This is a genomic window from Desulfuromonas acetoxidans DSM 684, assembly GCF_000167355.1.
GTDB classification, from domain to species: domain Bacteria; phylum Desulfobacterota; class Desulfuromonadia; order Desulfuromonadales; family Desulfuromonadaceae; genus Desulfuromonas; species Desulfuromonas acetoxidans.
Window position 1 is genome coordinate 154,364 of record NZ_AAEW02000009.1, and the last position, 15,473, is coordinate 169,836.

Here is a 15,473-nt window from a genome sequence, read left to right on the forward strand (position 1 = left end):
GGCTTAGCGCTCCCGTAATGCCGTCTGTTTGGCTTTGAGAATCGGCTTGAGCAGATAACTCAAGACCGACTTCTTGCCGGTTAAAATATCCACGGAAGCCGTCATGCCGGGAATGATCGGCAATTGGGTTCCTTTGTAGGTCAGGGCTTTTTCCTTGGTGCGCAGCTTGACCCGGTAAAAGCTCTCTTGGTGTTCATTGACGATGGTGTCGGCGCTGATTTGCTCGACATAGCCATCCAGCCCCCCGTAAATCGAAAAATCGTAGGCGGTCAGTTTTATTTTTGCCGGCTGGCCGGGATAGAGAAAGGCGATGTCGGCCGGGCGGATTTGAGCCTCCACCAACAGGGCGTCGTCAAGGGGAACCACTTCGAGAATCGGCTCGCCGGGGCGGATGACCCCACCGACGGTATTGACAATCAGTTGCTTGACCGTGCCTCGCACCGGTGAACGGACATCGGTGCGGGTAACGCGGTCTTCACCAGCGGAGATCGCTTCGCGCAGAGAGATCAGTTCCATGCGTCGTTTGCTGATCTCATTGAGCACCTCAGTGTGGTATTGGGCGCGGCGCTGGTCGATACGGCGCTGCGCCTCGCGGGCGGATTCACGGATGCGCGGAATGGTCAGATTGACAACGTTGAGGTCTCCCTGCATGTTCGCCACATCGCGCTTGAGGCTGAGGTAGTCGACTCGCGGGTAAAGCTCTTGCTCCACCAGCGGCGTGGCAATGTCGAGTTGTTCGCGCGCCAGGCTTAAGCCCTGTTGCAATTTTTTCTTGCGGCTGGAGAGTTCGCGAATCTCCTGCTGTTTCTGCTGGTATTGCGATTCCAGCACATTGATTTCGAGATCGATCTGAGCCTGCCGTGCTTCAAAAATCTGCCGTTGGTCGGAGACCAGCTCAGGATGATCACGCTCGATTTGTTGGGAAAATTCAAGAGGACCGTTCTCTGCCTCTGCGGTCAGTCGGGCAATGGCCGCTTCATGTTCCAGGGCGGTGTTGGCGGCGTCGCGGTATTGGCTGGCGGCTACGGTGTTGCGAATCCGTACCAGCACGTCCCCTTTTTCAATGATCTGGTTCTCTTCCACCAGAATCTGCTCAATGATCCCCCCTTCCAAGTGTTGGATAATCTGCACCCGTTGTGACGGGATCACCTGGCCCTGACCGCGTGTTACTTCATCAAGCACGGTAAAGTGGGCCCACAGGACGAAAATGACCATCAACAGAAAGATCATCAGGGACAACAGGTAGGCGAAGCGATGACCGGTGCGGTAGGTTGCCGCATCCACTTCGCCGAGAAATTCCAAAGAGTCACTCAGTTGTTTTTCTTGTGGTGTCTTATTGAAAAGGCGCATAGGCCCCTCCTAAGCCGATGTGGCGTGAATCTGCTGTTTTTTTAGCGCTTCAAGAACATGGCGTTTGGGGCCGTCGGCAACAATGCGGCCGCCATCCATGACGATCAGACGGTCGACCATGGTCAGCAGTCCGAAGCGATGGGTAAATAATAACAGAGTTTTTCCCGACAGCTCCGGTTTCAACCGTTGACAGAAGCGTTGTTCCGAGCCGTTATCCATGGCGCTGGTCGGTTCGTCAAAAATCAGAATGTCCGGATTGGTCAACAGCGCCCGGGCAATGGTGATGGCCTGACGTTGACCACCGGACAGAGCGGAACCCCGTTCACCGACCGGACAATCAAAGCCTGCCGGGTGTTGATGGATAAAATCACTGACACCTGAGATGCGCGCAGCATGCAGAATTGCCTGATCATCCGCCTCGGGAGCACCAAAGGTGATGTTGTCGCGAATACTGCCGTAAAACAGATAATTATCCTGGGAAACGTAGCCGATGCGGCTGCGCAGGTCCGCCACATGTAACTGGCGGATGTCGATTCCGCCGACACTGATCTGGCCCTGCTCCGGCGTGTACAGCCCCAGAGCAAGGCGGCCCAGAGTGCTTTTACCGCAACCGGTACGGCCGATGATGCCCACCCGTTCTCCCGGACGGATTTTCAGGGTCAGGTCACGAAGCGCCATGGTTTGCGCCTGTGGATAGGCGAAGCGGATCTCTTCGAACGCCAGAGAATTGGACAGATGTGGCTGGCGCATGAACTGCTGATCTTCCGGGGATTCATTGGGGATTTTCATCAGCATGTCCAGAGCGCCCAACGCACTGCGGGCTTGTTGCAGACGGGTGAACATGGCGGCAACGGCAGCCAGGGGAGACAGAGCCCGTCCTACCAGAATATTACAGGCGATCAGGCCACCAAGGGTCATGCGTCCTTCGCCGATCAGGTAGACTCCGCCAATGATGATCAGCACACTGACCACATGAGTGGCAAAGATGGAGAACGATAACGAGAAATTGGCCAGCGATTTAACTCTGGCGCTGGTGCGGGCATTGGCGCCGACCACTTTTTCCCAGCGTTGCTGAATCTGGCCACGGGCCAAAGAGGTTTTAATGGTTTCCAGACCGAAAATTGCCTCCACCAGTAGGGCACTTTTCTGAGACGATTCGCGATAGCCCTGATCAATCATTTGCCGAAACGGCACCTGGATCAGCAGGCCGATCAGGATGACGACAGGAACCGCCAGCGCTGGAGCCCAGGCCAAAGGTCCGCCGATGTAACCGATCAGAGCAATAAAGATCGCGATAAACGGGATATCGATTAGCGCCAGAAGCGTGGTTGAACTGAAAAATTCGCGCAGCGCTTCGAATTCGCGCAGGTTGTTGGCCAGGGTGCCGGTGGAGTCGGGTTTGTGATCCATGCGAATCGCCGTTAGTTGCTGCATCAGTTGGCTGGCAATCAGCACGTCGGCATTTTTCCCGGCGATGTCAACAAAGTAGCCGCGCAGGTTGCGAAGAATAAAATCAAAAATGTAGGCAATCATGACCCCCAGGGCCAGAACCCAGAGCGTTTCAAGCGCATTGTTGGGAACCACCCGGTCGTACACATTCATGATGAACAGCGGTCCGGCAATGCCGAGGATGTTGATGACGGCTGTGGCCAGCAGCACATGTTTGTAGATCGGCCAGAAGCGCAGAATCGTGCCCCAAAACCACTGGCGCGTTGAAACCTGTTTCTTGTCGCCCACTCGCTTGTCCATCTTGCAGCGGACATGGGCAAAGATGCAATAGCCCGAATAGTCCTGTTGCAGCTCCTTTAGGGACAAGGTCCGACGTTGACCATCCAGTTCTGCAGGGATAATGGTCGCCTCGTCGCCATTCAGATCCGTCAGAATGCAGCTATTGTTGTCATGTAACAACAACAGACAGGGCAGCGTCAGCCGGGATAACGCTTTGAGTTGCGGACGGTGAAAGCTGCGTGCTGACAATCCCTGTTGCTCTGCAGCACGCAAGCAGGCGGCGATGGATGGCGCTCGTCGATCCGTTGGCAGCGATGATGTCAACACGTCCAGAGTCAGAGGTTGTCCGAGCATGGAGGATAATGTGCACAAGCTCAACAAGATCGGCGCTGTGGTATCGACGTTTGCCTGATCAAAACGATGAGGAATTTTGTCCTCTTTATTAACAGAACTATTTAACTTCATTTGTTTTTCAGCCATAAGCTCTACCTATTGCCAACTTTTGCTCATAAGAGAAAATTGATTTTATTGACGGCGTGACTTGGCAGGGCACGGAAACCTGTTAACTTTTATTGTAGAAGGTCAGAAGAAAAATACAAATAATCTTAAGTTTTTACATTATTTTAAAGGGAGGATGAGATGTTGACGGGAAATAAAAAACAATTGAGTTTGGGCGTGCTGTTTATTGGCGTTTTCTTATTCGTTGTTTCATCTGCCAGTGCAGAAACAACGTTGCAGGAAAGTGTCAGTTCAGCTCTGAAAACGAATCCACAACTACAAATCCTTCAACATAACCAGCGTGCTGTCGGTCACCAGGTCAATCAAGTGCGTTCCGGATATTTCCCACGTCTCGATCTGACCCTGGGCTATGGAACCGAAGCCCATGATGACGAAATAACCCGGGCTCGTGGTGATGATGACACGTTTCAGGACCGTGGTGAAGCGGCGTTACAACTGACTCAGCTTCTTTATGATGGTGGGGAAACGTCACGCCGGGTTGCTGCTGAAAAAGAGAAATTCGCTTCTGCACAGAAGCGTGTTCTGGATAATGCTGAAGCCATTGCTCTGGATGCTGTCATTGCTCACATGCAGGTCTATCGTCAGCAGGAGTTGGTGCAACTGGCTGAGAAAAATGTCAAAGACCATGAGGATATTATCGGCATGCTTGAGGAACTTCAGGAGGCCGGTGCCGGAAGTGTCGCCGATGTGGTTCAGGCCCAGGGGCGTCTGGCACGCTCACGTGCTTCTCTGGCAAACGCCCGGAGTGACTTGCGCCAAGCTCAAGCCAATTATCTGCGGGTTGTCGGTCATCCCCTTGATGAAGCGACCTTCAATACGTTGGTTGCTGCAGTTGCCCCTGCAACTCTGGAGCAGGCTCTGGAGCTGACCGAATGTGGTAATCCGAAAGTGTTGGCATTGAAGGCCAATATGCGCGAAGCCAACCAGCGCGTTGCTGTGGTTGGGTCCAAATTTTATCCCAAAACCCATTTGGAACTGCGCACCAGCTACGAGGAAGAGGTGGAAAGTTCTCAGACCTATGAGCGCAATCATCAGGCTATGGTCCGTCTACGCTGGAATCTGCTGAACGGTGGAGCGGATTATTATGAACGCAAGGCGGCAGCATCGCGGTTCTCGCAAACCTCGTCAGAGCATAGCAATCAACTTCTTGATGTTTTGGAAGAAACGCGCAACACTTGGGCGGAATATGAGGCTGCTCAGGAGAGCAAAGCGGCGTATTATGACGCCGTTGATTACAACAATAAGACCCTGGACAGCTATTTGAAACAATTCCGCGTTTCGCAACGGACATTGCTGGATGTGCTTGATGCGCGCAACGAATTGTATCAATCTTCGGGGCAATTGGTGACCAGCCGTGTCAATGAAGTGATCGCTGCTTATCGGTTACGGGCTCTTGCCGGTCAGCTTAACGAAACCTTAGAAATTCAGCCGCGGCTTTTCGAAGTCGCAATGTCAGAATAATTCTGGATAGTTGCATCCCCTGAGTATTTCTTCATAAATGCTCAGGGGATTTTTTTGCCCGTAATTTGGCATAAGTATACGGGAGATGGTGTTTTTTTGGATTGATGCTATACTTTATGACAAAGATGGTAATCAATTAAAATGCAAGTACGTTAACGTTATAAACGTTCAGGAGGATGTCATGGCTGACGAACTAAAACTGAACACGACCAATGAAGAGATGATTTCGCAGGCGGCGGAACCTTCTGCTGCTGTTCAAGCAAATCCTGAAGCGGCACAGCCTGAATCAATGATCACCCTCCCTGAACCTGGGACGGTTGCTGTGGTTCCCGTACAAGCAGGGCAAGAGGTTCCTGTCGCATTTGACTTGAACGATGTGCAAATGAGTGTTGTCGGTGGCGATCTACAACTTGATTTCGGCAACGGAACACTATTGATGCTGGAAGACTTCGCAACGGCTTCGGCAGGTGATAACCCACCGACATTGGTGCTTGGTGATGGAACAATGTTGCCGGGCGATGCCATTGTGTTTGCTTCGGCGGAGACCGATTTTGCTCCTGCGGCCGGCCCTACTTTAACCAGTGGCGGCGTGGGTGAATATCGTACCGATTTTGGTGAGGTTATTGAGGGGGTTGATCGTCTTGGAGTGCAAGGACCGACCTCTCTAGGGGAAAATCAGGAAACCGTACTCGAAGATACCAGTATTGTGTTGGATGAAAATGATCCTCCCGATGCTCTCGATGACACCATTACAATGGCGGAAGACACCACCGCCGTTATTCCCGTGTTGACCAACGATAGTGATCCGGATGGTGATCCGTTGACGATCATTGATCTGGGCTCGGCGCAAAACGGTACGGTGACTCTCAATGACAATGGCAGCGTCACCTACACCCCCAACGAAAACTATAACGGTGACGACAGCTTCACCTATACCATCAGTGATGGTCAGGGCGGAACTGACACCGCCACTGTGTATATCACCGTAGAACCGGCCAATGATCCCCCTGATGCGGTTAATGATGCAACGACCACAGACGAAGATACCTCGGTGATCATTCCGGTGCTGAATAATGATACCGATCTGGATGGTGATACGTTAAGCGTTGAAAATGTCACTCAAGGGCAGAACGGTCAGGTGCAGATTAATGAAGACGGCACGGTGACCTACACCCCGAACGAAAATTTCAACGGAAGTGATACGTTTACTTACACCATCACCGATGGTCAGGGTGGGACAGACACCGCAACGGTGACCGTGACGATTGCAGCGGTGAACGATGCGCCGGTCGCTGCTGATGACTTCTATGCCACCGATGAAGATGTGGCACTGGTCGTCGATGGCAGCATCGATCCAGCGGTCTTGGCCAATGACAACGATCTGGACCTGGATACGCTGACCGTGAACACGACGCCGATCACTGACGTCAGTAACGGCACGCTGACGTTGAATGGTGACGGCACCTTCACCTACACGCCGGACGCCAACTTTAACGGTAACGACAGCTTCGTTTATCAAGTGAGTGATGGTGCCGGTGGCACGGCTCAAGCGACCGCCTACATCACAGTCAATCCGGTGAATGATGCGCCGGTTGCAGCTGATGACTTCTACAATACCAATGAAGATGTGGCGCTGGTTGTTGATGGGACCATCGATCCAACGGTCTTAGCCAACGATAACGATCTGGATCTGGATACGTTGACCGTAAACACGACACCGATCACCGATGTGGCCAACGGTACGCTGACTCTAAACGCCGACGGCACGTTCACTTATGCGCCGGACGCTAACTTTAACGGTAATGATAGTTTCGTTTATCAAGTAAGTGATGGCGCTGGCGGTACAGCTCAAGCGACCGCCTATATTACGGTGATTCCAGTCAATGACGCGCCAGCGGCAGCGGATGACTACTACACAACCGATGAAGATATTACTCTGGAGGTGGATGGTAGTATTGATCCGACCATTCTGGCCAATGACAACGATATTGATCTGGATACCTTGACAGTGAACACGACACCGATCACCGATGTGGCCAACGGCTCGTTGACACTGAATGCCGACGGTACCTTCACCTATACGCCGGACGAAAACTTCAGCGGTAATGACAGCTTCGTCTATCAGATCAGCGATGGTGCGGGTGGCACCGCGCAGGCCACAGTCTATATTGCCGTCAATCCAGTTAATGACGCGCCGGAGGCTGATGATGATTTCTACAGCACCAATGAGGATGTGGCGCTGGTTGTCGATGGCACCATTGATCCGACGGTGCTGGCCAACGACAATGACCTGGATCTGGATACGTTGACCGTCAATACGACACCGCTTACCGATGTGGCCAATGGTACGTTGACACTGAACGCCGACGGCACTTTCACCTATACGCCGGATGCCAACTTTAACGGTAACGACAGCTTCGTCTATCAGATCAGTGACGGTGCTGGCGGTACAGCTCAAGCGACCGCGTATATCACGGTACTTCCGGTCAACGACGCTCCGGCTGCCGCTGATGACTTTTACAGCACCAATGAGGATGTGGCGCTGGTCGTCGATGGCACCATCGATCCAACGGTACTTGCTAACGACAATGACCTGGATCTGGATACGTTGACCGTCAATACCACACCGCTTACCGATGTGGCCAATGGTACGTTGACTCTGAACGCCGACGGCACGTTCACCTATACGCCGGATGCCAACTTTAACGGTAACGACAGCTTCGTCTATCAGATCAGTGACGGTGCTGGCGGGACCGCCCAAGCGACCGCCTACATTACGGTCGTGCCAGTAAACGATGCGCCTGTGGCTGCCGATGACTTCTACAGCACCAATGAAGATGTGGCATTGGTGGTTGATGGCACCATTGATCCAACGGTCTTAGCCAACGACAACGATCTGGACCTGGATACGCTGACCGTCAATACCACACCGCTTACCGATGTGGCGAATGGTAGTTTGGTTCTCAACGCTGATGGCACCTTCACCTATACGCCGGATGCCAACTTCAACGGTAACGACAGTTTCGTCTATCAGATCAGTGATGGTGCTGGCGGCACCGCCCAGGCGACCGCGTATATCACGGTGATTCCGGTCAACGATGCGCCGGTCGCAGTGGCGGACAATAATACCATCACCGAGCTGGCCGATGATATCATCACGGACAACGAGGTGACCGGTAATGTTCTCACCGGAGCCAGCAGTGGCGGCACGGATAGCATTGACGATAACGACCCGTCCGGTGACAGCCTGTTTGCCGATTTCTTCGTGGTATCTGTCGATGGGACTCCGGTCGGTGACGGAGCCACTGATGTCACCATCGTCGGTGACTATGGTACGCTGACCATCAGCGGTGACGGCAGCTATACCTATGAGCTGGATGATGCCAACACGACTGTCCAGGCGCTGAATACCGACAGTACACCGCTCAGCGACGTGTTCAGCTACATCATGAACGATGGTGACGGTGGCACGGACGGCGCTGATCTGACCATCACCGTTAACGGCACCAACGACAGTCCGATTGCGGTTGCCGACAATAATGTGATCACCGAACTGGCTGATGACATCGTGACGGACAACGAGGTCACTGGTAACGTTCTCACCGGAGCTAGCAGTGGCGGCACAGACAGCATTGACGACAACGATCCGTCGGGTGATAGCCTGTTTGGCGACTTCTTCGTGGCTTCCGTGGACGGTACGAACGTGGGTGACGCAGCCACTGATGTGACCATCATCGGTGATTACGGGACACTGACCATCAGCGGTGACGGCAGCTATACCTATGAGCTGGATGATGCCAACACGACTGTCCAGGCGCTGAATACCGACAGTACACCACTCAGCGACGTGTTCAGCTACACCTTGAACGACGGTGACGGCGGCACGGACAGCGCAAATCTGACCATCACCATTAACGGCACCGATGATGCGGCAACATTGACGGCAGCAACAAATACCACGGTTTCCGAAGAGGGACTCACCTATGGCAATTTGGATACCCTGCCAGATGGCTATACCTTGTTGCCGGATGACGATCCGCTCAATAACCCGAACGACAACACCAATCTGGTTGTTAATTCAGGTAGCTTTACTTTGACGGATGTGGACAGCCAATACACCATGGACAGCATCAGTCTGGCGACGGATGCAACAGTGAAAACCGCCGATGGTGTTGATATCACCTTTAACTGGGTTGATGGTGACAATGCCCTGATTGGTAGCCGTGATGACAATGGTGATGAAGTGATTCGCATCAGTGTTCAAAGTGTTACTCCGAATCTTGACAACTATGAGGTTGCCTATCAGGTGACGCTCAGTGAAGCGATTGAACACCCGTTTGTCGGTGACGGCAGTGGTGTCGCCTATGATGAGAGTAGCGCGACCGAGGATGATGAAGATGAACTGTCACTGTTCATTGATGTCACCGCAGGCGACACAACCTTCACGGATGCGTTTAGCGTGACTGTGGAGGATGACAGCCCGCTGAACATTATGCCGGATGCTGCAGAGTTGCCGAACCTGCCGCTCGGCACATTTACAGGTAATCTGGATTTCGACGGCCAGATTGAAGACAATATCGGTGCCGACCAGCCAGGAAGCGTACAGTTCCCGGTTGCTCTGGAAGCTCTCACCGATACCGGTTTGACCTCCGGCGGTTTGAATATTAACTACGATGTTTCTGCGGATGGCCAGACCCTGACCGCTTACACGGTGGCCGGCACGGTATTCACCATCGCCCTCAATGTTGACGGGGCTGGTAGTGATCAGTACACCATCAACATGATCGGCACGGTGGATGGTGGTGCAACATCGATCGATTTCAATGCCGGTGGCTACAATTTCGTCGGTGGTAACGGTGCCTGGGCTGGTTTCTCAACCGAGGCCGATGATAACAGCCTTGATCTGTTACTGACGCCGATCGGTGCCGGCACGGTCAACACCAATGCCAACGAAGGTGGGGTTGGTGGCGGTAACTCGGTTGGTCCGGGTGAGGCCATACGCGCCGACTTTGTTGTCGATCTCACCGGTGATCCTAAAGGGACGCCTTATACCGATGCCGCCAATCAGGACCATGTGTTTGACAGTCATTATGAGGTCAATGGCGCGTCCGCCCTGTTTACCCACACGGCTGGCAGTACCGTCCTGATCAAGGCCTACGATGATGCCGATGGTAATGACGTTGGTGATGGTGTTCAGGATGACATTACCGCCATTGGTATCAGTTATGGCGGTGAAGAGATCTTCGTCTCCTCGGCACTCGGCAACAGTCAAACCGTGACACTGGATGGTAATGATTTTGATGTTACGTTTGATGGCTCAGACGTTCAGGTTGCCGGTGTTTTTGAAGGTGTGGCCTTGTCAGCATTCACCGCAGATGGCTATAACAGCATCGAGTTCTGGCATGATGGCGGAGAGACATTTAAAATTGGTGACTTCGGGACGACGGTCACCGAGCCTGGCCAGTCGGTTGAATTCTCTGTGCCGCTGGATATCTACGATGCTGACGGCGATATGGCTGCCGGAACCATTGATGTTGTTTTGACACCGGACAGTGATATTGGAACAGCCAGTACTCTCCAGGCACTGATGGTCGAAGACCCGATGATTTACGAATTCAGTGCCAACGGCGGCGAAGGTGATCTGGTGATTGACGGTTTCGATGTCAATCAGGATGTCATCCGACTCACCGATGTTCTTGATCTCGATACAGATGGGAGTCTGGACAGTGGTGATGTTTCGGTTGGTGTTTTTGCCGATGGCAATGATCTGGTACTGACCATCAGCGGTCAGGATGGCGTTGATACCAATGTCACTCTGGCTGATGTCGGCTCTTACCAGGGCGTTGACAGTCTGGACAGCCTCGCTCAGGCTGGATTCCAAGTGGAGTACAGTAGCTGATCTTCTCAACCCTCAATCAAAAAGCCCCGCATTTTGCGGGGCTTTTTTTATTCTTCTTCAGATTCAGACGGGTCTTTTTTCTTGTCCTTCCGCACGGGAAGGTCGCACTGCTGTGGACCTCAGCCCATACCGATTTTAGGAAATACCCAGCGGTTGAGAACAAACCAGATCGCCACAATGCCCAACAGAGGCCAGATGGAATCCATTATTAAGTGCTCCTATTCTTTCGGGCTCGTTGATAGTTAGAGCCTTTAGAATAGCAGGACTGGGCATTTTACGCCATGCAAAACGTGATTGGATACCGAGCCGAACAGCACATCGCGGATTTCGCCGCTGGAATGGCGGCCAATGATCACCAGCGAGAAATTCTCTTCATTGGCTATCCGGCAGATGGTATCACGTGGTGAGCCGGTTTCCATCCGGGCAATGATCTCCAGCCCGGCGTTCTGCAGCAGCGTGGTTTGCTCCGCAAGAAACTTTTCGCCGGTTTTGGTGGCGTATTGACGCACCATATCAATCTGAAAGTCAGGAATCATACGGTAATCCATCTTGTCGAGATTGACGACGTGCAGCAGGGTGATCGGCGTGTTGAATTGATCTTTATGGTCGATCAAAGCCTGAACCGTCGCTTTACTTGTCACGCCATCACAGATAGGAACGAGAATTTTAAACGACATAACGATCTCCAGAAAAGGGAAAGCGGACTATTGCCCGTAACCGAACACCAATCGTGGCAGCAGGAGCACCGGATCGGGCCAGAACGTTAACAGTAGCAGAATTGCAATCTGAATCGCCAGAAAAGGCAAGACGGCTCGCGCCACATACAGCATGCTGCGATTGGCCACCGCACCGGAGATAAACAGGCTGACCCCTAATGGCGGTGTGCAGTAGCCGATGCCAAGGTTCAGCGTCATGATCAGGCCGAAATGCAGGGTGTCGATGCCGAACTGGTTGAGCAATGGCAGAAAGATCGGGGTGAGGATGATGGTGGCGGAGATGATATCCATGAACATGCCGACGAACAGCAGCAACACATTGACAACCAGCAGAAACGACCAGGGCGAATCAAAGTTACTCACCGCTGCCTGGGCAATTTGATCGGGAATCTGTTCAAAGGTGAGATATTCGCCAAACACCGACGCACCGGCAACAATGATCAGCAATGTTGATGAAGTCACCGCAGATGACACCACGACTTTTTTGATGTCTCGTATCTTCATGTCGCGATGAATGGCCAGCTCGACGATAAAGGCATACACGCAGGCGACGATCGCCGCTTCATTGGCGGTAAAAATCCCGGAATAAATGCCGCCGAAGATAATTACTGGCAGCATCAGAGCCCAAATGCTCTGGCGCAGCACCGAGACCACCTCTTTAAACTGCGGACGCGGACGCCGAGCCATGCCGTGGCGACGGCATGCCCACCAGGCATAAAATGACATGGCCGCCATGATCAGAAATCCGGGGATGAAGCCGGTTAGAAACAGGGCTTCAAGAGAATCCGTCGTGATCATGGCATAGAGGATCATGGCGATGGACGGTGGAATGATCACGCCGAGAATTGGTGCTGTGGTCATGACTCCAATGCTGAATTGCTCATCGTAGCCGTGATCAATCAATGCCGGAATCATGAAGCCGCCGATGGCCACCACCGTGGCAACGGTCGAACCGGAAATGGCACCAAAGAAGCCGCAGGCGAGAATGCCGGCCATGGCCAGGCCGCCGGGTAAAAAGCCAACCAGTACGTCAGCGGTTTTGATCAGTTTTTCAACAATGCTGCCCGTGGTCATAATGTTGCCGCACAGCACGAAAAATAGCACCACGATCAGGGCGAATTTGTCCATGCTGCGGTAAAGGATCTCAATAACGATCTGCGGATCGATGCCGACAATCAGGGTCAGCCCTGCCAGACCGGTAAAGAACAGTGCCATGAACACCGGAACTGTGGCCGCCATGGCACCGAGAAGCAGCGCCATTATCATCAGTTGCATGCTATCCATTGGCGGCCTCCTGGGTGTCGTCGCCGGACAGGTTGAAGACATCCTCGGTCAGCAACATGACGGTGCGAATGAACATCATCACCCCGACAATGGGCAGTATTGCGTAAAAGTACCACTCGGGGATCTGCAACGTTGCCGTGGTGGCGAATTCGTCGGCGCGAACTTCGACCATCATCTTCCAGCCCAGCCAGGTCAACATACCGGAAAAAACCAGCACTGACAGATGGTTGATAACATTGAAGAATTTGCGTGACACCGGAATGATCTGCGGGACAGCATCGATCCGGATCAGTGCGCGTTGTTTGATGGCCGCGCTGCAGCCGATGTAGGTGCAGAAGAAAATCGCTTTGCGGATCACTTCATCCGACCAATACAGGCTGTAAGGCGTGGCTTTACGCAAAATGATGTTGAGAAGTCCGGAAAGCAAAGCCACGGCCACGACAATCAGTAGTGACCAATCCTCGACAAACGAGAACGCGGCATCAATACGGCGGAAAAGTTTTTTTAGCATAAGGTTGTCCCGCAACGGTGAGGGTGATGAGTCAGGGCGCAACAAAAACGGCCGGAGGGAGTCCTCCGGCCGTTGGGCTGTTCGTTATGCGTTGGAGCTTATTCGGCCAAACGAGCTCGAACAGTGGCCAGATAGTCTGCGCCAATTTTTTCTTCCCACCTTTTATACACAGGTGCCGCCAAATCGACAAGTTTTTGCTTCTGATTGGCAGAAAGTGCATAAAAAGTGACACCGTTGGCTTTCGCTGCAGCGATTTGAGCTTCCTGTTGAGCACGGGTGCGCTGACGCGCCTTGGCGCTCTCTTCAGCAACAACTCTCAGGAACGTCGCACGCAAATCTTCCGGCAGCTTTTGCAGCCAGCGCTCGTTGATCATATGGATAAACAGGCCCTGAGCGTAATTGACTTCAGTGAAGTATTTGGCGATTTCAAACTTCTTGGTGATGTTGCATACCGTCGGCGTGTGATCCAGCCCGGTAATGACGCCGGTTTGCAGGGCTTGCGGCACATCCGGCCACGGCAGGGCGGTGAATTTGAGTCCCCATGAGCGGTAAATATCGGCATTGACCGGAGCCTGAGCGATGCGGAAGATGACATCCTTGGCTTCATCGAGGTTGGTGACCGGCTTGGTGGTGGCCCAGCCGTAGGTGCCGTAACCGGTGATATCGAGAACGCGGACTTTCTGCTTCAGACCACATTCACTGAACGGTGTGAACAGCTCCGGCGTTTCACGAAACTTGTCGAGCTTTTCAAAGGTGTCAATAACGTACGGCAGGTTGACGATCCCCAGTTTCGGGGCCAGGTTGGCTGCGGCAACCGACGATGACATCATGCCCTGAATGGCGCCCATTTTCAGCTTGCGCAGCACATCCTTTTCGCCGCCCAGTTGCGACAGCGGACGGAAATCGACATAGATGCGGCCATTGGTTTCCTGCCACACCCGGTCGCGGATGCTGTAACCAACCCCGACGCCTTCGATGGCCGGGTGGGACACGTTAGACAACAGATAGGTGTATTCGGCTCCGGAAGGGTCAAAATCCGGTTTCCATTTAGCCAACGGGTTGCCGCTGGCCATGGCTGATAATGGCATCAGGATAAACAGCAAGAGTGCCAGTAGTCGTTTCAATGTCATAAACGTTCTCCCCTTTAGGCGTGAAATTAATTTGACTCAGTAGGTGGTGCATGGTTTTAAAATAGCGTTTGTTTTTTCTATAATAACTGGTCGGGGAAGTGCAACGGAAAGACTTGGCCAGGACTCTTTTTTTGATAGTAGTAAAAAAAATTTGATATAAAAAAACGCCCTGCCGTTTTGGCAGAGCGTTTTGAATTGATTGCGGGATGATCGATAATCAGTCGAGCGTTGTTTGGACCTTTTTCAGATAGTCCGCCCCAATTTTTTTGCCCCACTTGTTGTAAACCGGTTGCGCCTTATTTTTCAGGGTCTGGCGGTCGGCATCGCTGAGGGTAAAGAACTGAACGCCGTCTTTTTTGGCCTGTTCAATCTGCTCGGCCTGTTGCAGGTCGGTTTTTTGACGAGCAATGGCACTCTCTTCACGCACAACCTTGAGGAAGATTTCTTTTAACTCTTCAGGGAGTTTGTCGAGCCAGCGCTTGTTGACCATGTGGATGTACAAACCCTGAGTGTAGTGGAGGTCGGTGAAGTAAGTGGCAACGTCAAACTTTTTGGTGATGCTGCACACGATGGGCGTGTGATCGAGCCCGTCGATGACTCCGGTCTGCAATGCCTGAGGAACATCGGGCCAGGGCAACACGGTAAATTTAAGGCCCCAGGCCAGGTAATTGTCTTTATTGACCGGGGCTTGGGCAATGCGGAAGTTGACTTTTTGGGCCTCTTCTCAGAGTACGCACACGGAGTGGTGGTGGCCCAGCCGTAACTGCCGTAACACGGTGAAATCGATCACCTTGATTCCGGAACGGACCGCCGCGTTGCTGAATTCATCGAACAGCCTCCGGCGTATTGCGGAATTTCTCGAGTTTCTCGCTGCT

The 15,473-nt window shown here is 52.8% G+C and carries 9 protein-coding genes; 2 read left to right on the plus strand and 7 right to left on the minus strand.

Annotation, left to right across the window (positions count from 1 at the left end):
• Positions 1-3: 3 nt before the first annotated feature.
• Together DACE_RS09460 and DACE_RS09465 are read right to left on the minus strand one after the other, a co-directional pair.
• On the minus strand, positions 4-1,350 hold the full coding sequence (locus DACE_RS09460; RefSeq protein WP_006000678.1) for an HlyD family type I secretion periplasmic adaptor subunit: 1,347 nt from the start codon (positions 1,348-1,350) through the stop codon (positions 4-6).
• A 9-nt stretch (positions 1,351-1,359) separates the two neighbouring features.
• Entirely contained in the window at positions 1,360-3,558 is a 2,199-nt protein-coding gene (locus DACE_RS09465) for a type I secretion system permease/ATPase (protein ID WP_006000680.1), read from the minus strand.
• Between the two features lie 159 nt (positions 3,559-3,717).
• Here DACE_RS09465 and DACE_RS09470 point away from each other — a divergent pair, with 159 nt between their 5' ends.
• Both DACE_RS09470 and DACE_RS17285 read left to right on the plus strand, forming a co-directional pair.
• Positions 3,718-5,058, plus strand: a complete 1,341-nt coding sequence (locus DACE_RS09470; RefSeq protein ID WP_006000682.1) for a TolC family outer membrane protein — start codon at positions 3,718-3,720, stop codon at positions 5,056-5,058.
• A gap of 181 nt (positions 5,059-5,239) precedes the next feature.
• Entirely contained in the window at positions 5,240-10,957 is a 5,718-nt protein-coding gene (locus DACE_RS17285; RefSeq protein WP_006000684.1) for a cadherin-like domain-containing protein, read from the plus strand.
• A 251-nt stretch (positions 10,958-11,208) separates the two neighbouring features.
• Here the strand turns inward: DACE_RS17285 and DACE_RS09480 are convergent, their stop codons facing one another.
• The 5 genes from DACE_RS09480 to DACE_RS17905 all read right to left on the minus strand — a co-directional run bounded on the left by DACE_RS09480 (position 11,209) and on the right by DACE_RS17905 (position 15,295).
• Positions 11,209-11,634 (minus strand): universal stress protein, encoded by a 426-nt coding sequence (locus tag DACE_RS09480; protein WP_006000686.1) that lies wholly within the window; start codon positions 11,632-11,634, stop codon positions 11,209-11,211.
• A gap of 27 nt (positions 11,635-11,661) precedes the next feature.
• On the minus strand, positions 11,662-12,957 hold the full coding sequence (locus tag DACE_RS09485) for a TRAP transporter large permease (RefSeq protein WP_006000688.1): 1,296 nt from the start codon (positions 12,955-12,957) through the stop codon (positions 11,662-11,664).
• On the minus strand, positions 12,950-13,468 hold the full coding sequence (locus DACE_RS09490) for a TRAP transporter small permease (protein ID WP_006000690.1): 519 nt from the start codon (positions 13,466-13,468) through the stop codon (positions 12,950-12,952). The genes DACE_RS09485 and DACE_RS09490 overlap by 8 nt, the downstream gene beginning before the upstream one ends.
• A 98-nt stretch (positions 13,469-13,566) precedes the next feature.
• On the minus strand, positions 13,567-14,598 hold the full coding sequence (locus tag DACE_RS09495) for a TRAP transporter substrate-binding protein (protein WP_006000692.1): 1,032 nt from the start codon (positions 14,596-14,598) through the stop codon (positions 13,567-13,569).
• 217 nt (positions 14,599-14,815) lie between these two features.
• Entirely contained in the window at positions 14,816-15,295 is a 480-nt protein-coding gene (locus DACE_RS17905; RefSeq protein ID WP_337442370.1) for a TRAP transporter substrate-binding protein, read from the minus strand.
• Between the last annotated feature and the right edge of the window lie 178 nt (positions 15,296-15,473).

Coding starts and splice junctions, on each gene's coding strand:
- DACE_RS09480 (WP_006000686.1), bottom strand. CDS start 11,634: ATGTCGTTTAAAATTCTCGTTCCTATCTGTGATGGCGTGACAAGTAAA.
- DACE_RS09495 (WP_006000692.1), bottom strand. CDS start 14,598: ATGACATTGAAACGACTACTGGCACTCTTGCTGTTTATCCTGATGCCA.
- DACE_RS09485 (WP_006000688.1), bottom strand. CDS start 12,957: ATGGATAGCATGCAACTGATGATAATGGCGCTGCTTCTCGGTGCCATG.
- DACE_RS09470 (WP_006000682.1), top strand. CDS start 3,718: ATGTTGACGGGAAATAAAAAACAATTGAGTTTGGGCGTGCTGTTTATT.
- DACE_RS09490 (WP_006000690.1), bottom strand. CDS start 13,468: ATGCTAAAAAAACTTTTCCGCCGTATTGATGCCGCGTTCTCGTTTGTC.
- DACE_RS09460 (WP_006000678.1), bottom strand. CDS start 1,350: ATGCGCCTTTTCAATAAGACACCACAAGAAAAACAACTGAGTGACTCT.
- DACE_RS17285 (WP_006000684.1), top strand. CDS start 5,240: ATGGCTGACGAACTAAAACTGAACACGACCAATGAAGAGATGATTTCG.
- DACE_RS09465 (WP_006000680.1), bottom strand. CDS start 3,558: ATGGCTGAAAAACAAATGAAGTTAAATAGTTCTGTTAATAAAGAGGAC.